Source organism: Pontimicrobium sp. SW4, assembly GCF_039954625.1.
In the GTDB taxonomy this organism is placed as follows: Bacteria; Bacteroidota; Bacteroidia; order Flavobacteriales; family Flavobacteriaceae; genus Pontimicrobium.
In genome coordinates this window covers 441,771-461,131 of the sequence record NZ_CP157199.1, presented here as the reverse complement: position 1 = coordinate 461,131, position 19,361 = coordinate 441,771, and the positions used below count along the sequence as shown (strand labels likewise).

Below are 19,361 nucleotides of genomic sequence, written 5' to 3'. Positions count from 1 at the left end.
ACCTACACGTACTTATTTCCAAATTTTTCACCTACACTTTTACGCAAAGTTTTAATATCTTGCTCTCTCTCTTTTGGAAAGATAAGCAAAACTTCATCTTTATCAACAATTATGAAATCCTTTAGATCTTCAATAACTACAATTTTTTCTTTTTCGGAATAAATCATATTCCCAGAGGCATCTTTACTTAACACCTTTGAATTAACAACTGCATTTTTACCTTTCCCTGCATCAATTTTGTCATACAAACTTCCCCAAGTACCAAGATCATTCCAATCGAAAACTGCTGGTAATACATATACATTATTGCTTTTTTCCATGATTGCATAGTCTACCGAAATATTTTCGGCTTTCCCATAATTGTCTCTTACAAAATCATCTTCAAAATCGGTGTTATACACATCTATTCCTTTTTCAAATAAGCTAAATAATTCTGGTTGGTTATTTTGAAAAGCTTCCACCACACTATTGACACTCCACATAAAAATACCTGCATTCCATAAGAAATTTCCTTGTTCTAAAAAGGACTTTGCAGTTTCATAATCAGGTTTCTCCCTAAATTGATTAACACTTTTTATTTCTTCATTTGAAGATTTATCAAACTCTATATAACCATAGCCAGTATTAGGAAAGGTTGGTTTTATGCCTAAGGTCATTAATGCGTTTTTCTGTGAACAAAAATCAAATGCTTGTTGTACATTTTCTGTAAAAGCGGCTTCATCTTCAATCCAATGGTCGCTCGGTGCCACTATCATAACAGCATCAGGATTTTCCTTTTGTATTTTTAATGCAGCAAATAAAATGCATGGTGCTGTATTCCGCATTGCAGGTTCTAATACTACTTGTCGTTTAGTCACTTTAGGTAATTGCTGAAATACCAAATCGTTGTAACGCTCGTTGGTAAGAATAAAGATGTTTTCTTCAGGAACGATGTTTGATAAACGACTAAAGGTTTTTTGAATTAAGCTTTCTCCAGTTCCTAACATATCGTGAAACTGTTTAGGAAATTCTTGGGTACTTACTGGCCAAAATCGCGAACCTACTCCTCCAGCCATTAAAATGGCATAATTATTTTTATTCATCTATTAATCTAATAATTCAACTTCTGCATTCGGATTGAAAAGATACAACTTTCCTGTATTAACCTCAATACATTCAAAACGTTTTACACGTTTATTCCCTTTTTTAAATATTCTCTTATTATGTAACTTAAAAGTGCTACCAAAAGGCACTTCAAAAACAAATGTTTTACCGTTAGGCTCATCAAAGTGTTTTAAAGCTAACGCTAAATTAGCATCAGTATCACTACTTGCTTTTGGATTTTTAAAATGCTTTGCTAAAAGCGGTAATAAACTGTTTGGAAAAATTTCAGGATTTAAAAAAGGTAACATTATATGTTGAAAAACGTATTTCCATTCTTTCCCATGAGGTTTTATATCTCTTCCATACTCTTTATATGTTTCAAAATGTGCAATTTCATGGAGTAGTGTGATTAAAAATCGATATCTGTTTAAATTTGAATTTATGGTAATTTGGTGTTTACCGTTAAGCAAACGTTTATAATCGCCATGACGTGTCTTACGTTCATTCTTCACTTTTACAACCAAATGATCATGTTCTAACAACCTAAGAACTTTAGGTAAAGCTGCACTTGGAATGTAATCTTTTAATTTGTCTCGCATCATGACAAAAATAAAAGTTTAAATTGCTCCAGCATAATAAAACACATATTTTAGTAAGCGTTAAAACCTTTATATATAACTAATGAAATCAAAAATAATTCTTCCAATAATTGTGTTTTCACAATTTTGTTGCACCTCATTATGGTTTGCTGGAAATGGTGTTATGGCAGATTTGATTTCAACGTTTAATTTAAACGAAAGTGCTTTGGGACACCTTACCTCAGCAGTTCAGTTTGGGTTTATTAGTGGCACATTCGTTTTTGCTTTATTAACTGTGTCTGATAGATTTTCACCATCAAAAGTCTTCTTTTTTTGTGCTTTAATTGCCGCTGTTTTTAATTTAGGAACCATTCTTGAAAACAACTCCTTTTTCTCTTTATTCATTCTTAAATATTTCACTGGTTTTTTCCTCGCTGGTATTTACCCTGTTGGCATGAAAATAGCAGCAGATTATTATGATAAGGGTTTAGGGAAATCGCTTGGATTTTTGGTTGGCGCATTGGTTGTTGGGACTGCTTTTCCGCATTTATTAAAAGGATACTCTTTTGGATTTTCGTGGCAATATATTATGGTTTTTATTTCGATATTAGCACTATTTGGAGGTCTACTTATGTTGTTATTTGTTCCTAACGGACCTTACAGAAAGGCAAGTCAGAAATTAAAAATAAATGCATGGTTAAAAAACTTTAAAGACTCAAAATTTAGGTCAGCTGCTTTTGGGTATTTTGGGCACATATGGGAACTGTATGCATTTTGGGCATTTGTTCCAGTGATATTAAGTCTTTATAAAGAAAACAATCTTGAATCTACTTTAAACATTCCGCTCTGGTCATTTATAATTATTGGTGTTGGAGGATTATCTTGTGTTATTGGTGGTTATTTATCTTCCGTTTTTAAAACTAAAAAAGTAGCGTTTACTGCTTTATTATTATCATGTCTTTGCTGTTTGATATCACCATTTATTCTTATAACGAATTCAGAATTCATTCTACTCAGTTTTTTAGTTTTTTGGGGAATGGTAGTCATCGCCGACTCACCTTTGTTTTCAACTTTGGTAGCACAAAATGCGATTCCAAAATATAAAGGTACTGCCTTAACCATAGTGAACTGTATTGGGTTTGCCATTACAATTATTAGCATACAATTATTAAATTATTTACATTTAAAATATAATTCAAGTTTCCTATATATGATACTAGGCATAGGTCCAATTTTGGGTCTTATAGCGTTATCTAGAAAACCAATAACACATGATTAGCAAACCCACTTTATTACTCGATGAAACAAAATGCAAAGCCAATATTGTATTTATGGCTGAACGTGCCAAACGATTTAATGTTGAACTACGCCCACATTTTAAAACACATCAATCCTTAGAAATTGGTAGATGGTTTAAAGATGCTGGCGTTTCTAAAATTACAGCGTCCTCATTAGATATGGCTAGTTATTTCTCTAAAGAGTGGAACGATATCACCGTAGCTTTTCCTGTGAATATTTTAGAAATAGACACCATCAATGATTTAGCAAGTAGAGTTACCTTAAATATTTTAATAGAGTCTAAAACAAGTTTAGAGTTTCTAAAAATCCATTTACAACATCCTGTTAATTTTTACATTAAAATAAACATTGGCAACAATAGAGCTGGATTATTGCACTATGATACCGAAAGTATTGATACACTATTAGAAATTTCAAAGAACAGTGATAAACTGAATTTTATTGGATTTTTAAGTCATGCTGGACAAACCTATAAATGCAGAAGCAAAGCAGATATTATTAGAGTGCATGAAGAAGCCAAAAAGAAATTGGTCACCTTAAAAAATCAGTATATAACAAACTATCCAGAAATCATAGCCTCATACGGAGATACACCCAGTTGCAGTGTTTCTGAAAATTTTGAAGGCATAGACGAAATCCGTCCAGGAAATTACGCATTTTACGATATGATGCAAGTACAAATTGGCTCTTGTAATGTCAATGATATTGCTGTGGCTTTAGAATGTCCTATTGTTGCTATCCACCCAAAACAAAGTGAAGTGGTTATTTATGGTGGAGGTATCCATTTATCGAAAGACCGAATGGAAGATGAGAGCTTTGGAACTATTTATGGCAACATAGCCAAAAAAACAAGTAATAGTTGGAATGAGCTTATAGCCAATACCTATGTTCGTGCCATTTCGCAAGAACATGGTATTGTAAAAGTACCCGAAAGTGATATTACAAAATACAAAGTTGGTGACACACTCTTGGTGTTACCAGTGCATAGCTGTATGACTGCCAATTTAATGAAACACTATACAACATTAGAAGGCAAGGGTATTACAATGATGAACAATCTTAACAATTAATTATGATGAAAAAATATTTAATTATAATACTCTTAACCGCTACTTACTTTTCATGTTCTAATGATAAAAGTATAACTAAGAAGCAAAATTTTGTTTTTATTCTTGTTGATGATTTAGGTTGGACAGATTTAGGATATTCTGGCAGTACCTTTTATGAAAGCCCAAATATTGACTCTTTAAGTACTCAAAGTATTCAATTTACCAATGCTTATGCATCGGGATCAGTTTGTTCGCCATCTAGAGCTTCAATAATGACTGGAAGACATCCAGCTAGAGTAAATATAACCGATTGGATTCCTGGAAATAATGCAAAAAAAGAAAAACTGTTAGGTCCAGAAGATTTAAACGAACTCCCACTTAATGAAGTAACATTAGCGGAAACCCTGAAAAACAATGGTTACAACACTTTTTTTGCAGGAAAATGGCATTTGGGTTCAGAAGGTTATTTTCCAACTGATCAAGGGTTTGATGTTAATATAGCTGGAGGACATATGGGACAACCACCAGGAGGCTACTATTCTCCTTATAAAAACCCTAAGTTAAGTGATGGCCCAGATGGTGAATATTTAACCGACAGGCTAACTAACGAATCAATTACATTTTTAGACTCTACATCAAACGATCCTTTCTTTTTATTCCTTACTTACTATACTGTACATACACCAATACAAGCAAATAAAAAGCATATTGAAAAATTTAATAAGAAAGCTGAAGCATTAGGAATTGAAGCCCCTAAGCAAAAAGAAGAAAGAGGAGGGCTTACTACATTAACTCAATTTAATCCTGCATATGCCTCAATGGTATACTCTCTTGATGAAAATGTTGGCAGATTAATAAAAGTACTAAAAGATAAAAACCTTTATGATAATACGACCATTATTTTTACTTCTGATAATGGCGGTCTATCTACATTAAAAAAGGAATACAATTTTATAGCACCAACAGCTGTAACTCCATTAAGAGGTGGCAAAGGATGGCTTTATGAAGGCGGTATTCGTGTACCATTGCTTATAAAACCTGCTAATTACAACAAAACAAATAACATTAATAATGAACCTGTAATTGGGCATGATTTTTATCCGACCATTATGTCGATTGCTGATATAAATTTAGATGAAAATCAAACCATTGATGGAAGGGATTTAACGCCTATATTAAAAAACAGTTCTCCTCTTAAAAGAGATGAGTTGTTTTGGCATTACCCGCATTATCATGGTAGTGCTTGGACTCCTGGAGCAGCCATAAGAAAAGGAGATTGGAAGTTAATTTCTTTTTATGAAACTAATACTTTAGAGCTATATAACTTGTCTAATGATGTATCTGAAACCAACAATTTATCTAAAGAGTTTCCTGAAAAAGTAAAAGAATTAAACACTCGTTTAAAAGAGTTGCAACTATCTATGAATGCAAATTCAGCAATACAAAATCCAGATTATATTGAAGAAAAATAACTAAGGCGTCGAACTAGAAACCTGTAGTATTTTTCCATTATAATACTTATTACCATTTAAAGCAAAATCATAAATATAATTTGCTATTTCTAATGCTGTAGTTGGTGCTTGATATCCTGGAAAGGCTTCTTCTAACATTTCGGTTTGTACAGCTCCAAGTGCCAGTACATTAAAAGATATTCCAGATTCTTTATATTCTTCAGCTAGCAATTCGGTTAAAGTAATCACAGCACCTTTACTTGAACTATAAGCAGCTAAACCTGGAAACTTCATACTACCTTGTACGCCTCCCATAGAACTGATAGTAACTACGTGACTATTAGCTTTCATAAATGGCAAGGTAACTCTAGTTAATTCAGCAACACCAAAAACATTGGTTTTATAAATGTATTCAAAATCATCAAAAGTCGTTTCAGCAAACGGTTTATTCAATAAAGCTCCTGCATTATTAATTAAAACATCTACTTGCTTCCAATTTTTCTTGACGAAACTGCTTACTTTTTTATAAGAAACCTCATTACTAAGGTCAAAAGACCAAGTGGTGACATTTTTTAAACCTAAATCGTTAACTGGTTTTTCGTTTCTAGATAATGCCAAAACATTATAACCTTGAGCAGCAAATAGTTTTACCAACTCAAAACCAATACCTCGACTTGTTCCAGTAATGATGATGTTTTTACTCATTTTTTAGCACAACTTCTCTGGTTGGAGCATTCATCATACCTTCAAATGCTGGAATCATTTTAATAATGAAATTGGTCATATGGTCATAGTCCATTTTTTCGGCTTCGTCATCAACATGGTGATAATATTCATAATTTGTAAAATCGAACGTTGAAATAGCATGTGCTGGGATATTTAGTGCTTTAAAAAACGGATAATTATCTGACCTCATAAACAAGTTCATTTCGCTGGCTTTATCAAAAAACCCAACTACTTCTTCACCAGCATATTTGTTGAGAGTTTCGGCAAAATTAGAACGTTTATAACCCGACATATATGCCATTGGTTCATCTTCGGCTCTAGGCACACCAATCATTTCAAAATTAACCATGTTGTAAACATTGGTTCCTTTGTCTTTTAATTTTTTAGCTAAATGATCAGAGCCTTTAAGTCCCATTTCCTCAGCAGCATACAACGTAATAAGAATACTTCTTTTATTGCTTTTTGATTTAGCAAAGTATTTACCCATTTCCATTGCTGTAATAGTTCCTGATGCATCATCATTGGCACCATTTGCAATAGAATCTCCATCTACCTCTCTGCCTCTTCCTATATGATCATAATGCCCACCAAGTATAATGTATTCATTTTTCAATTCTGGGTCGTTCCCTTCTATTAACCCAACAACATTAAATCCATTTACAGATCGCTCAACAATAGTATCACCTTCTTTTACTTTTCGGTTAAACTGAAAGTTATCGCGATAAGTTTCAAAATAAGGCTCAATATTATTTTGTTTAAAATAATCTTCAATATAAACAGCTGCCTTTTCTATCCCAGGTGTTCCGGTTGCACGCCCTTCCAATTCATCGGATGTTAAATATTCCATAGCTGTTTGTATATTTTCTTTAGTAACAACTTCAGAAGGGTTAATTGTTTTATTTCGACATGCCGTGAATAAAATAACTGTAATAAGTGATAGAATAATATTTTTCATATATATGTGTTTTAGCGCTATAATTAATATGTGTTAAAGATAATAAATACTGTCGAGTGAAAAAGTTCTCTTCATAAAAAAACCTGTCTCAGTAGAAACAGGTTTTAGTTATTTTTTATGCATTATCAAACTATACTAACATCGTTACTGGATTCTCAATGTATCCTTTTAATGTTTGTAAGAATAAAGCTCCTGTAGCACCATCAACCGTTCTGTGGTCACATGCCATTGATAATTTCATGGTATTTCCAACTACAATTTGTCCATTTTTAACCACTGGTTTTTCCACAATAGCTCCAACCGAAAGGATTGCCGAATTTGGTTGATTGATAATAGATGTAAAACTATCTATTCCAAACATTCCAAGATTAGAAATAGTAAAGGTGCTACCTTCCATTTCTTCAAGCGTAAGTTTCTTCTTTCTTGCTCTTCCAGCAAAATCTTTTACTGCAGCATTTATTTGTGGTAACGATTGTTCGTTTGCAAACTTAACAACAGGAACAACTAAACCATCTGGAACAGCAACTGCTACACCAATATGTACATGATTGTTCATTCGCATTTTATCATCAAACCATTGAGAGTTGACTTGTGGATGCTGTTTTAATGCTAATGCACAAGCTTTTACTACCATATCATTAAACGATATTTTGGTGTCTGGCAACGTATTGTATTGAGCACGAAACGCCATAGCGTTATCCATATCAAATTCCACATTTAAATAATAATGTGGCGCTGTAAACTTAGATTTTGCTAAATTTTTAGCAATAGCCTTACGCATGTTTGAGTTTGCTACTTCATCAAAATCTTCCTGACCAGATGGCACGAATTTACCTACTGTTGCTTGTGATGATGTTGATGGTGTGAAGTTTTCAATATCACGTTTTATAATTCGTCCGTTTTCACCAGAACCTTTAACTTGAGATAAATTAATTCCTTTTTCATCAGCCATTTTTTTAGCCAATGGTGATACAAATAATCTTCCAGAAATTATGTCACTAGATTGATTATGAGATTTCTCACTTTCGTTCGAAATGACATTTTTTTCTGTTTTTGCTGTATCAATTTGTTTCTCTTCTTTCTTTGGAGCGTCAGCTACATTTCCAGAAGGAATATCGGTTTTAAAATTTTTAGCAATATTAGCAACGTCAGTACCTTTTGGGCCAATTATAGCTAGTAATGAATCTACTTTAGCAGATTCACCTTCATTTAATCCTACATGTAACAATGTTCCAGATTGAAACGACTCAAACTCCATCGTCGCTTTATCAGTTTCTATTTCAGCAAGGATATCACCTTCTTCAACAGTATCACCAACATTTTTTAACCATGTAGCAACGGTACCCTCTTCCATAGTATCACTCAAACGAGGCATTGTCACCACAGTAACACCTTCAGGTATATCTATAGATTCTGTTTGCGTCACATCATTTGAATTTTTATTATCTTCCACTTCTTCTTCTTCTTTTACTTCAGAGCTATAATTATTTAACAAGGCTGAAACATCTTCTCCTTTTTCACCAATTATAGCTAGAAGTTCATCAACCTTAGTGGTTTCACCTTCTTTAACACCAATATGCAACAACGTTCCTTCATGGAATGATTCGAATTCCATAGTAGCCTTGTCTGTTTCAATTTCGGCTAAAATATCTCCTTCGGCTACGCTATCACCAACTTTTTTAAGCCAAGAAGCAACAGTACCTTCCTCCATAGTGTCACTCAAACGAGGCATTGTAATAATTTCTGCCATGACTTATAATTTATGTTGTAAAAATGGATAATCTTCTTGCTCATATACAGCATCATACATTAAACTCTTTTCAGGATAAGGAGATTCGTCTGCAAATTTCTCACATTCGCTAACTAAATCTTTAACACGCTTATCAATTGCTTTTAAATCGTTTTCTGTTGCATATTTCTTTTCTAAAATAATATCCTTTACTTGTGTAATAGGATCTATTTTTTTGTATTCTTCAACTTCGTCTTTCGTTCTATAATGTTGTGCATCACTCATGGAATGCCCACGATAACGATACGTTTTCATTTCTAAAAATGTTGGTCCATCTCCACGACGTGCTCTTTCAATTGCTTCATGCATAGCTTCGGCTACCTTAACAGGATTCATTCCATCTACTGGTCCACATGGCATTTCATAACCTAAACCTAACTTCCAGATATCTGTATGATTAGCGGTTCGTTCTACTGACGTTCCCATGGCGTAACCATTATTTTCACAAATAAATACTACTGGTAATTTCCAGTTCATTGCCATATTAAAGGTTTCGTGTAATGATCCCTGACGTACTGCACCATCTCCCATGTAACACAATGTTACAGCTCCTCTGTCATGATACTTGTCACCAAAAGCCATTCCAGCTCCTAAAGGAATTTGCCCTCCAACTATACCATGTCCTCCGTAAAAACCTTTTTCTTTAGAAAAAATATGCATAGATCCACCTAGTCCTTGAGAAGTTCCAGTTGCTTTTCCATACAATTCAGCCATAACACGTTTTGGATCAACTCCCATACCAATTGGCTGCACATGATTACGATAAGCTGTAATCATTTTATCTTTTGACAAATCCATTGCATGTAAAGCTCCAGCTAAAACAGCTTCTTGTCCATTATATAAGTGAAGGAAACCTCTAACTTTTTGCTGAATATATACTGCTGCTAATTTATCTTCGAATTTTCTCCAAAATAGCATGTCTTCATACCATTTTATATATGTTTCTTTAGTGATTTTTTGCATCGACTAATTTTGGTTTTAATTAAGCGAATTACAAAAGTAATACTTTAGTTATTAACCAAAAAACTGTTAAGAGTTAATTTTAAATGAAAACGTTATAGAACAGACTTATCAAACACTAATGGTAACAGATTTTTAATAGAGTTAGATTTTACAACTTTACCTATTTCTCCCATAAAATAGATTTCGATAGGAGATTCTTGATTTATTTCATACTCTACAATAGCTTGTCTACAAGCTCCACAAGGTGGGATAGGCTCTGACGTTTTATTAATTTGAGAGCCTGCTATAATTGCCATTTTTAGAATTTTGGCATTGGGATGCTTAGCTCCTTTATAATATATAGCAGTTCTTTCTGCACAAAGCCCTGAAGGATACGAGGCGTTTTCTTGATTACTCCCTATTATTACTTCTCCATTATCAAGAAGCAATGCTACACCCACACTAAATTTTGAATAAGGTGCGTAAGCTTTCTCTCTTGCTTCTACTGCTTCATTCATTAAGTTTTGAATAACTTTAGGTAATTCCTCTAAGGCATTATAAACATAAAGCGTAGATTCTATTTTTATTTCCTTCATTACTGACTTTTTTAGACAAAAAAACTATTGTAAAATACAATAGTTTTTTAAAAATCTTAAATATGTTGTTCTTTTCTAATATTCGTTATACTCACCATCTCCAAAGTTAAAGGTTAAAGAAAAACGTAATGTATTTTCTAATGGACTTTGTACTTTAGACGCTGAGAACAAATAAGACATATCTACATTAATAGTTGTGTATTTAAACCCTGCACCAAGTGCAAAGAATTTTCTAGCTCCTTTTTCTTCTGCTTCATTAAAAAAACCTGCTCTTAATGCAAAAGAATCTTGATATTGATATTCGGCTCCTAAAGCCCAAGTAAACTCTTTAAGCTCTTCACTAAATCCTCCTGGAGCATCTCCAAATGATTGAAAAACTCCTGAAATAAAACTAACATCGGTAGATTTACCTGAAACTATTACATTATCTGTTTCGCTAATTAAAGTATCTGTTCCTTCATCGTAAGTACCATTATCATTAGTGTCTTCAAATTCAACCTCTTTACCTAAAACTGGAGGTGTTGGCACTAATAGTTTTGTAAACTCTGCAGTTACTGCTAATTTATTGTATTGATCAAATATAAAATCGAACCCTCCACCAAGTCTTAAGTTAGTTGGAATAAAGTTTTCTCTACCTGCATCGTCATACTTTATCTTTGGTCCTAAATTTTGAATTGCGAATCCACCTCTCCAACGACCATTAAAGTCACTGTAAGCTTGTTCTTCTCCTTGATAGAAACCAGAAATATCAACACCAATAGTACTTGCAGGTGCTGGGTTTTGATCGACTCCAATAATTTTTAAGTCCGAACGCAAATAACGTAGTGCGACTCCCATGGCAAATTGATCTGCTAAACGTAATGTATAGGATAAGTCCATTGTCATTTCATTTGGCTTTGCTATTCTTGGCGTGTCATTTGGACCATCAACTAGTTCAATTTCACCAAGACTAAAATATTTAAAACTTCCTGCAAAGGCACTTCGTTCATTAAGTCTATTAAAATAAGTAACCTGTCCAATAGAAATATCGTTAACTAGCTTACTTAAATAAGGTGTATAGCTTATACCAATTCCAGATTTTGCAGTTGAAAAGGCATATTTTGAAGGATTCCATTGTTGCGAATACACATCAGTAGAAGTTGCAACTCCCATATCTCCCATACCTGCTGCTCTTGCATCTGCTGCTATCAATAAAAATGGGACTCCAGTTGTAATGACCCTACTATCTTGTGAGTAAGGAATAATTTCGGTTAATGTTTGTGCACTACCTTGAACGAAAAAACCTATTGTAATTAGGGCTAAAATGTAGTTTTTCATAAGTAAATGTTGATTTAAGTTGCTGTTTAAACAGCCATAATATGTTGGCAAATATAATTATTATTATAGTATCACAAGTTTTTCAAACTTTTCTACCTGTTTATTTAATTGCTTAGAACGCACTGTTAATTTATATACGTAAACGCCTTTTCCTATTTTTTCTCCAAAGTCATCTCGTCCATCCCAAACAATATCCTTAGATACCGAGCTTGTAGATTTAATTCCTCCACTAGTTTGACCATTTAAGGTCCTAACCAATTTTCCAGAAACTGTGAATACTTGTACTGAAACGTCTAAAACCTCAGAACTATTGTGATTGAACCAAAATTCTGTGTAATTAACAAAAGGATTTGGATAATTCAGCAGATTATCGATAACGAGTGACTCATTTTCGTCGTATACCACAAATTGTATCTCAGACGTCGATGAATTGTTATAAACATCCCATGCTTTAAGGGTTAATGTATGTAATCCAGGTTCTAAATCTCTGAAAGGATAGGTTACCATCCCATTTTGGTAATCATCTACATCTGTTGTATAATAATCATTTAACTTAAACGGATTTGTTTCGTCTCCGTCTAATATTGCTATAATATCGTGTCCTATTCCGCTAGCGGTGTTAATACCATTATCATCTTGTAATTTAGCCAATAATGTAGGTGATTCATTAGTAATTCCTCCAGAAACAAAGCTTTCATCATTCATGAAGAGATTAATAATTGGTCCTTCATTATCTTCTGGTGCATTGTTATTTATTCCTCCAATTTGTATATCAAAATTAGCACCTGCTTGATCTTGTAATGGATTGTCATTTTTAGCATAGAAGCTTATTTTACCATTCCCAACTGGAACACCAATATCTCTAGGGACTACAAAATCAAACTCAAAAATACCATTTGTAACGGTAGCTTGTCCTCTAAAAATGGTTTCTCCAAGGGTTTTATAATCCATAACCACTCTTTGACCTCCGTTTGTGGTTCCGTCGTTTGATAGAGTTTGCCTATCAATTTCTTTATCAAAAATTGTGGCTGTTACCACTCCATTATAATTGGTTAAAACATTTCCTAATTCGTCAACTACTTCGCCTTCAATTTTTGCACGACTAAGAGCTTGTAACACATCCATGTTTCCGGTAACAGGTACATCATTAACTTCGGTAAGTCTTACACTTGGTTTTGGTAACGCTAATTTCATTGCTGGATCGCCAATAAAAAAGACTAAGCGTCTTTGAGAAACTCCAGAAATTCTATTATCATTTTTTGTTTGGCGTAATGCCTCAGCCATTGAAAGATAATCATTAGTTCCAAAAGCAAACAAATACTCTTCTAAAACAACATTAAAAGATACACCAACACTAACAAAAATTTGACGCGTGGTTGTAATTAAACCAATAGCTCCACCTTTTTTATTCCAATATAAAAACTCTCCCGCTGTCTCTCTTAAAGGATTATCAAACTTTGTATATTCACAAGTTACAGTTACAAAACAATTTAGCTTACATATATTTTTAAGCTCTTGAACATTTATTTTATCAAAAATTCGTTCGCCTGCTAAACCATCTTCACCTCCATGTCCAAAATAATTAACTACTAAAGCCCCAACTTCAATATTATCAAAAATTGCTTTGTTTACAGCTGGATACCTTTCGCCTCCTGCTGTTGATTCTTGTACAAATGCATCTGAATGTACTTTTATAGCATTAATAAATGGCTTGTTTTGAGTAACATCATCAGCAATATCGTCGGTCGTTTGCTGTAAAATACCTTCCCATGACTCATCTACATCATCAGAGATAACCATAAAATTATTTCTCCAGCTACCATAAGCTTCTTCTTGATAATATGATTCTACTTTATCAACAAGCTCTCTCGCTCTTTGAGGTGTATCGGCTAAAATTCTTCCTACAGCAATATCTAATTTATCAGAAGAATGCATACTTCCTTCGTTTAAATCCATCATACCATAAAAATCATCAGACACAAAAGAACTTGACAAACTAAAACTATTTATAGAATACCACGATGGAACAACATTAGTATTGTTTGACACTCTATCTTTATAATCGTAAGATGCATCACCAAACAAACATAAATACTTCAATCTATTGTTAGGTGCACTTGCGTTATCGTAGACATATTTTACAAAATTTCTAATTCCAGATACGTCTTGATTTCCAGAACTAAACTCATTATATATATCTTGCAATGTGTAAACCTTGACATTTAATTTGTTTTGATCTCTATTTATTTGCGCTAAGCGCTCTGCTTGACTTAACATATCTTCACGCGCAATTATAATATAATCTACATCTTCAAATTGACCTTGTGCATTTTCAAAAATAGTCCCCTTAATGTTTTGATTTCTAACTCTGGATTTAGATTCACTCTTTGGCGCATAAAAATCTGAAGCATCTAGTGCAATATATTTCTTCTCTTCACCTAGCTGCCCTTTAAAACTCAAAGTAGCCGAAGCGTTATTATTTTCTATTGAAGTAATATTATACTTATCAGTAATATCCCAAACTTCAGTGATATTTGAAGCGTTAGATATATCGTACTGCCCAATTCCTGATAGCAATGGAACATTATTGTTTTTAAACCTGAATTGCTCATTTACACCTGACAAGTTTCTAGTAGCTTCAATAGAAATATAATCTAAAAATCCTTCAGAAGTTGGGTTTCCATTATTATTATAGGTAAGGTTTACCGAGATATTTCCTGATGATACATTAATATCTCCATCAAAAAAATCTTGCGTTGCTAAAATTGGATCATTAATTGCAGGAAAAGTAAAATTATCTACATCAGTACCATTTACTCTTAATCGCATACTTGTTTGCACCTCTCCTACTGCAGCTGCATATACCTTTAGAGTAACAGGTTCAGAGGTCACTATATTTGGTACTTGAAAGTCAAACACTTTATCTGGGTCAAAATCAAATCTATCTCCAAACCAACGTCTTCCTAATTTTGCTAAATTATATTCGTCTAATTCATGGAATTGATAATCATGAAAGGTATCAATGGTTGTATTTACGGCTCCTATAGGCTCAATATAATCCTGTACCTGCTTTGCATTACTTCCAGAATTCACATTTATAAAGTAATATGCCTTATCGGTATATGCATTAATATTAGTATTACTTTCACTATTATATCCTGTTGGTCCTTCTCCGTAAAATAATATATAGTCATTATTATTAAAAACACCATCCTCGCCTCCAACAACTTTTACAGGGTTCTCTGTTAAGTCTAAAGGATAAAATACCGAATTTTCCATTGGCAACATACTTCCTCCTTGTCCAAATACCCTAATAGATCTTGGGTCAATATTATTAGTACTAATACCTAAATCACTTAAAAAGTTTCTAGACAATTTAAATACACCTGTTTTTTCAATATAAAATTTATACCAATCACCTTGACTTAAAACAGAGTTAACAATTAATCTACTCGATGAACGATTTCTATTTGCTTGATTGTTTTTATAGGAAATAGTAAAACTTTTAATTTTTTTATAAACTCCATTATCTATGATAATTGGTGAAATCTCAAAATACACTGCACGCTTACCTCTACTATTAGTATTTTTTATTTCTGATTTAATTTTTTTAGGAATTGTTTCTAATCTTACATCTTTTAATTCACTTTTTGAAATAGTTATATATGATATATTAGAAATTTTCAAGGAGTTTTCATCTACAAAATCACTTGTTTCCCATTGATGAATGTATTTTAAACCACTAACATGATCAAAAGTAAAGTTAGAGTCATTAAAAGAAGGGACTTCTACTCTTGATGACGAAGTAGACAGTATTCTCGTACCATTCCAATCAATAGTAAATTGTTTTTGTTGAGAATAGTTTAGTAATGTGGTTAATAAAACAACTGAAAAAAGGAGTTTCTTCATAAAAGAATTAACGCTTGTTATTTGGGTATAGTATAGCAATATTAATTTTGTTCAAAGTTACAATAATAAATCATGATAAACTGCGTTTTAGAGTAACAAAATTGAGCAGAAACAAGGTTAAAAATCCGATATTCTGTATAAAAAATAGGATGAAATGCACATTTTTTTAGAAAAAACCTTGTGTTATTATCTTTAATTACTATATTGCAACACCAAATATTAAACTGACTTACTTAAAAAGTATGGATATGAAAAACGCCGCAACACTAAGAATAATGCTAGTTATAGCATTATCACTATCAATGTTTAGTTGTAAAAAATCATCTAATTCTAAGAACACTTCTAGAGGAACTGGATGGGCAATTAACTCCAAAGATGGAGGATTTCAATATAACACAAGCTTTAAAGAGCAAGCAACTGCTCCAGGTTTAGCATTTATTGAAGGAGGAACTTTTACTATGGGAAAAGTTCAAGACGATGTGATGCATGATTGGAACAATACTCCTAATCAGCAACACGTCCAATCATTCTATATGGATGAAACCGAAGTTACCAATATGATGTACATGGAGTACTTAGATTGGATTAAAAGAGTGTATCCGCCAGAAGACCCAAATTTTAAAGCTATTTATAATGGTGCGCTTCCAGATACATTAGTTTGGAGAAACCGTCTAGGATATAATGAAATGATGACCAACGAATATTTGCGTCATCCTGGATATGCCGAATATCCTGTAGTAGGTGTTAGCTGGATTCAAGCTGTAGAATATGCAAATTGGAGAACAGATAGAGTTAACGAAATGTACCTTGAGGAATCAGGATACTTAGTTCGTGGCGCTCGTAATACTGCTACTTCTGATGCAAATTTCAATACCGATACATATATTAACGCTCCTAAATTAACTTATGGAGGAAACGATAGTATAACAAAGCCAGAAGGTAGAAGAAAAAGAGTTCAAACAAATGCTGCTGGTGATACTATAAACGTATACGCAAACAGAGGCACAGGGGTTTTATCTCCAAAATACAGACTACCAACAGAAGTTGAGTGGGAATATGCAGCTTTAGGTTTAACCGAATTAAGAAGCTATAATGTATATAGAGGACGTAAAAAATATCCTTGGGATGGACAATACACTCGTTCTGGAAGTCGTAAAGTACGTGGTGACCAATTAGCTAACTTTAAGCAAGGCAAAGGTGATTATGGCGGAATTTCAGGATGGTCTGATGATGGTGCAGATATTACTGCTCAAGTAAAGTCGTACGAGCCTAACGATCATGGCTTATATGATATGGCAGGAAATGTTGCCGAATGGGTTGCCGATGTTTACAGACCTATTGTAGATGATGAGTTTAATGATTTTAACTACTATCGTGGTAACGTTTATACTAAAAATGCTATTAATGATGATGGAACAGTTAAAATAGTAACTGCAAACGATATTGTTTATGATACTTTAAGTAATGGTAAAGTCATTGCTAGAAACTTACCAGGAGAAATTGCACAAGTTGCTGTTGACGAAAATGAAACATACTTAAGAAACAACTTTGACACTAGCGACAACCGTAACTTTAGAGATGGTGACAAACGTTCGTCTCGTTACTTTGAAAGCTTCAATGATAGCGAAGAAGGTGAAGAAGTTTCAACCACTAAAAAAATGTATAACGCTCCAAGACATAATGTTGAAATAGATTCAGCTGGAAACTTGATAAGAGAATACGACAAAGGCAATAACAGAACGTCTTTAATTAGTGATGAAGTTCGAGTTTACAAAGGTGGATCATGGAGAGATAGAGCTTACTGGTTAGATCCTGCGCAAAGACGTTACTTCCCACAAGATATGGCTACAGACTATATTGGATTTAGATGCGCAATGTCTAGAATTGGATCGAAATCGAAACAAAAGAACAAAAAGAAAAATTAAACTTTTTAAGTTATAAAATTAAAGTCCTAACGGTTTCCGTTGGGACTTTTTTTATTACATTTAATCTATGAAGATTGAAGCACTACATAAGCTTTTTTTAAAGCACACAACGGTATGTACTGATACTAGAAAAATTACTAAAAATTGTCTGTTTTTCGCACTTAAAGGCGAGAATTTTAATGGAAATGCTTTTGCAAAAAGCGCCATAGAGAAAGGTGCTAAATACGCGATTGTAGATGAAAAAGAAGTTGCTTTAAATCAGAATTATATTCTAGTAGAGAATGTACTTAAAACGCTTCAAGAATTAGCAAACTATCATCGTCACTTTTTAGGATTAAAAATAGTAGCACTTACTGGCAGTAATGGTAAAACCACTACTAAAGAACTTATTAATTCTGTTCTGTCAAAAAAATATAAAACCACAGCTACCGTTGGTAATTTAAATAATCACATTGGAGTACCATTAACGTTGCTTTCAATGGACAGTGCTACCCAAATAGGTATTGTTGAGATGGGAGCAAATCATCAAAAAGAAATTGAATTTTTATGCGCAATCACTCAACCAGATTATGGATACATTACCAATTTTGGGAAAGCACATTTAGAAGGTTTTGGGAGTATTGAAGGTGTTATTAAAGGTAAGAGTGAATTGTATAATCATTTAAAAGCTAATGAGAGACTTATTTTTATAAATGATAATGATGAAACGCAGTTAAAGCAATTAAATGATTACAAGAACTCATATAGTTTTGGTAATAATACATCTAATTGCAATATTGAATTAGTAGAAGCTAATCCTTTTGTGATTGTAAAATATAACAATGAAACAATCGAAAGTCAACTAATTGGCAGTTATAATTTTAATAATATTTCTGCAGCAATAGCTATTGGAAACTACTTTGGTGTAACAACCATCCATATTAAAAAAGCCATTGAAAGTTATATCCCAGAAAACAATCGCTCGCAAATAATTCAAAAAGGCTCCAATAAAATAATACTTGACGCTTATAATGCAAACCCAACAAGTATGAAAGCTGCACTTGATAATTTTAACCAATTAAATGCTAAGTATAAAATAGCTATACTTGGTGATATGTTTGAGCTTGGTAAAGAAACAAGAATGGAGCACGAGCATATCGCTAATTATGCCAACAATTTAAATATTAACAAGGTGTTTTTAGTTGGCAATAATTTTTATGACACAAAGTTTAAGTCTTCAAAAGTTGTACTTTACAAAACTTTTGATGATTTAAAAAGTGAGTTAAATGTTTCTAAACTTAAAAATGCCACCATACTAATTAAAGGGTCAAGAGGCATGGCTTTGGAGCGTGTTTTAGAAATACTTTGACGAGCTACATAATCACTACAATGGAGAAACGAACATTCACCTTTATAAAAACAGATAAAAAATTAGTTAAACTTTTTTATAGTGATATCACTATAATTAAAGGTCTTGGAAACTATGTGAAAATTTACACCATCAATACAAAGAAATATATTTACTATAAAACTTTAAAAGATTTAATTGAAAGTCTACCTAACGAATTTATGCGAGTTCACAACTCATATATTATTAACTTAACCAATGTTGACCTTTTTGAAGGTAATCAAGTTTCACTAAAAGGATTAAAAATTTCTGTTGCAAAAAGCTATAGAGAATGTTTAAAAAATGCCTTAAATAAATTGATGCTTTAATCAACTTAAATAGAAACAAAGACATACTAAATAATAGTTTATTCTAA

At 32.8% G+C, this 19,361-nt stretch carries 15 protein-coding genes; 6 read left to right on the top strand and 9 right to left on the bottom strand.

From position 1 onward, the window contains the following. Positions 1–2: 2 nt before the first annotated feature. Positions 3–1,082, bottom strand: coding sequence for a mannose-1-phosphate guanylyltransferase (locus tag ABGB03_RS02145; RefSeq protein WP_347924451.1), 1,080 nt, complete (start codon positions 1,080–1,082; stop codon positions 3–5). A gap of 3 nt (positions 1,083–1,085) precedes the next feature. Beyond that, the gene (locus ABGB03_RS02140; protein WP_347926361.1) at positions 1,086–1,682 is read right to left on the bottom strand and encodes a SprT-like domain-containing protein; all 597 of its coding nucleotides are present in this window, start codon (positions 1,680–1,682) and stop codon (positions 1,086–1,088) included. 82 nt (positions 1,683–1,764) lie between these two features. On the opposite strand from ABGB03_RS02140, the gene ABGB03_RS02135 reads away from it, so the two are divergent. From ABGB03_RS02135 to ABGB03_RS02125, 3 genes are read left to right on the top strand one after another with little or no spacing between them, the layout of a single operon-like run. Next, on the top strand, positions 1,765–2,940 hold the full coding sequence (locus tag ABGB03_RS02135) for an MFS transporter (RefSeq protein ID WP_347924449.1): 1,176 nt from the start codon (positions 1,765–1,767) through the stop codon (positions 2,938–2,940). Then, the gene (locus tag ABGB03_RS02130; protein ID WP_347924448.1) at positions 2,933–4,030 is read left to right on the top strand and encodes an alanine racemase; all 1,098 of its coding nucleotides are present in this window, start codon (positions 2,933–2,935) and stop codon (positions 4,028–4,030) included. The genes ABGB03_RS02135 and ABGB03_RS02130 overlap by 8 nt, the downstream gene beginning before the upstream one ends. 2 nt (positions 4,031–4,032) lie before the next feature. Then, a complete protein-coding gene (locus ABGB03_RS02125) occupies positions 4,033–5,481 on the top strand; it encodes a sulfatase (protein ID WP_347924446.1) in 1,449 nt (482 codons plus the stop codon). Here ABGB03_RS02125 and ABGB03_RS02120 read toward each other — a convergent pair whose 3' ends face one another. The 7 genes from ABGB03_RS02120 to porU all read right to left on the bottom strand — a co-directional run bounded on the left by ABGB03_RS02120 (position 5,482) and on the right by porU (position 15,694). After that, complete coding sequence (locus ABGB03_RS02120) at positions 5,482–6,165, bottom strand: SDR family oxidoreductase (RefSeq protein ID WP_347924445.1); 684 nt, start codon at positions 6,163–6,165, stop codon at positions 5,482–5,484. After that, entirely contained in the window at positions 6,158–7,141 is a 984-nt protein-coding gene (locus ABGB03_RS02115; protein ID WP_347924443.1) for a M28 family peptidase, read from the bottom strand. The genes ABGB03_RS02120 and ABGB03_RS02115 overlap by 8 nt, the downstream gene beginning before the upstream one ends. A gap of 130 nt (positions 7,142–7,271) precedes the next feature. After that, entirely contained in the window at positions 7,272–8,891 is a 1,620-nt protein-coding gene (locus ABGB03_RS02110; protein ID WP_347924442.1) for a pyruvate dehydrogenase complex dihydrolipoamide acetyltransferase, read from the bottom strand. Between the two features lie 3 nt (positions 8,892–8,894). Beyond that, positions 8,895–9,893: a pyruvate dehydrogenase (acetyl-transferring) E1 component subunit alpha gene (pdhA, locus tag ABGB03_RS02105; RefSeq protein ID WP_347924440.1), complete on the bottom strand. Its 999-nt coding sequence runs from the start codon at positions 9,891–9,893 to the stop codon at positions 8,895–8,897. A 92-nt stretch (positions 9,894–9,985) separates the two neighbouring features. Beyond that, positions 9,986–10,468 carry a cytidine deaminase gene (cdd, locus tag ABGB03_RS02100; protein ID WP_347924438.1) on the bottom strand — a complete coding sequence of 161 codons (483 nt, stop codon included), beginning with the start codon at positions 10,466–10,468 and terminating at the stop codon, positions 9,986–9,988. Between the two features lie 75 nt (positions 10,469–10,543). Next, positions 10,544–11,785, bottom strand: coding sequence for a type IX secretion system outer membrane channel protein PorV (porV, locus tag ABGB03_RS02095; RefSeq protein ID WP_347924436.1), 1,242 nt, complete (start codon positions 11,783–11,785; stop codon positions 10,544–10,546). 63 nt (positions 11,786–11,848) lie between these two features. Continuing rightward, positions 11,849–15,694 (bottom strand): type IX secretion system sortase PorU, encoded by a 3,846-nt coding sequence (gene porU / locus ABGB03_RS02090; RefSeq protein ID WP_347924434.1) that lies wholly within the window; start codon positions 15,692–15,694, stop codon positions 11,849–11,851. Positions 15,695–15,936: 242 nt separating this feature from the next. Between porU and gldJ the strand changes: the two genes are divergently transcribed. From gldJ to ABGB03_RS02075, 3 genes are all read left to right on the top strand, one after another. After that, positions 15,937–17,619 (top strand): gliding motility lipoprotein GldJ, encoded by a 1,683-nt coding sequence (gene gldJ / locus ABGB03_RS02085; RefSeq protein ID WP_347924433.1) that lies wholly within the window; start codon positions 15,937–15,939, stop codon positions 17,617–17,619. A 67-nt stretch (positions 17,620–17,686) separates the two neighbouring features. Beyond that, positions 17,687–18,967: a UDP-N-acetylmuramoyl-tripeptide--D-alanyl-D-alanine ligase gene (gene murF / locus ABGB03_RS02080; protein ID WP_347924431.1), complete on the top strand. Its 1,281-nt coding sequence runs from the start codon at positions 17,687–17,689 to the stop codon at positions 18,965–18,967. A 20-nt stretch (positions 18,968–18,987) separates the two neighbouring features. After that, on the top strand, positions 18,988–19,314 hold the full coding sequence (locus ABGB03_RS02075) for a LytTR family transcriptional regulator DNA-binding domain-containing protein (protein ID WP_347924429.1): 327 nt from the start codon (positions 18,988–18,990) through the stop codon (positions 19,312–19,314). The last annotated feature ends 47 nt before the right edge of the window (positions 19,315–19,361 follow it).

What these genes read in the sequence shown, in the direction of transcription:
- ABGB03_RS02145 (WP_347924451.1), bottom strand. Translation starts at nt 1,082, where the DNA reads ATGAATAAAAATAATTATGCCATTTTAATGGCTGGAGGAGTAGGTTCG.
- ABGB03_RS02140 (WP_347926361.1), bottom strand. Translation starts at nt 1,682, where the DNA reads ATGCGAGACAAATTAAAAGATTACATTCCAAGTGCAGCTTTACCTAAA.
- ABGB03_RS02135 (WP_347924449.1), top strand. Translation starts at nt 1,765, where the DNA reads ATGAAATCAAAAATAATTCTTCCAATAATTGTGTTTTCACAATTTTGT.
- ABGB03_RS02130 (WP_347924448.1), top strand. Translation starts at nt 2,933, where the DNA reads ATGATTAGCAAACCCACTTTATTACTCGATGAAACAAAATGCAAAGCC.
- ABGB03_RS02125 (WP_347924446.1), top strand. Translation starts at nt 4,033, where the DNA reads ATGATGAAAAAATATTTAATTATAATACTCTTAACCGCTACTTACTTT.
- ABGB03_RS02120 (WP_347924445.1), bottom strand. Translation starts at nt 6,165, where the DNA reads ATGAGTAAAAACATCATCATTACTGGAACAAGTCGAGGTATTGGTTTT.
- ABGB03_RS02115 (WP_347924443.1), bottom strand. Translation starts at nt 7,141, where the DNA reads ATGAAAAATATTATTCTATCACTTATTACAGTTATTTTATTCACGGCA.
- ABGB03_RS02110 (WP_347924442.1), bottom strand. Translation starts at nt 8,891, where the DNA reads ATGGCAGAAATTATTACAATGCCTCGTTTGAGTGACACTATGGAGGAA.
- pdhA (WP_347924440.1), bottom strand. Translation starts at nt 9,893, where the DNA reads ATGCAAAAAATCACTAAAGAAACATATATAAAATGGTATGAAGACATG.
- cdd (WP_347924438.1), bottom strand. Translation starts at nt 10,468, where the DNA reads ATGAAGGAAATAAAAATAGAATCTACGCTTTATGTTTATAATGCCTTA.
- porV (WP_347924436.1), bottom strand. Translation starts at nt 11,785, where the DNA reads ATGAAAAACTACATTTTAGCCCTAATTACAATAGGTTTTTTCGTTCAA.
- porU (WP_347924434.1), bottom strand. Translation starts at nt 15,694, where the DNA reads ATGAAGAAACTCCTTTTTTCAGTTGTTTTATTAACCACATTACTAAAC.
- gldJ (WP_347924433.1), top strand. Translation starts at nt 15,937, where the DNA reads ATGGATATGAAAAACGCCGCAACACTAAGAATAATGCTAGTTATAGCA.
- murF (WP_347924431.1), top strand. Translation starts at nt 17,687, where the DNA reads ATGAAGATTGAAGCACTACATAAGCTTTTTTTAAAGCACACAACGGTA.
- ABGB03_RS02075 (WP_347924429.1), top strand. Translation starts at nt 18,988, where the DNA reads ATGGAGAAACGAACATTCACCTTTATAAAAACAGATAAAAAATTAGTT.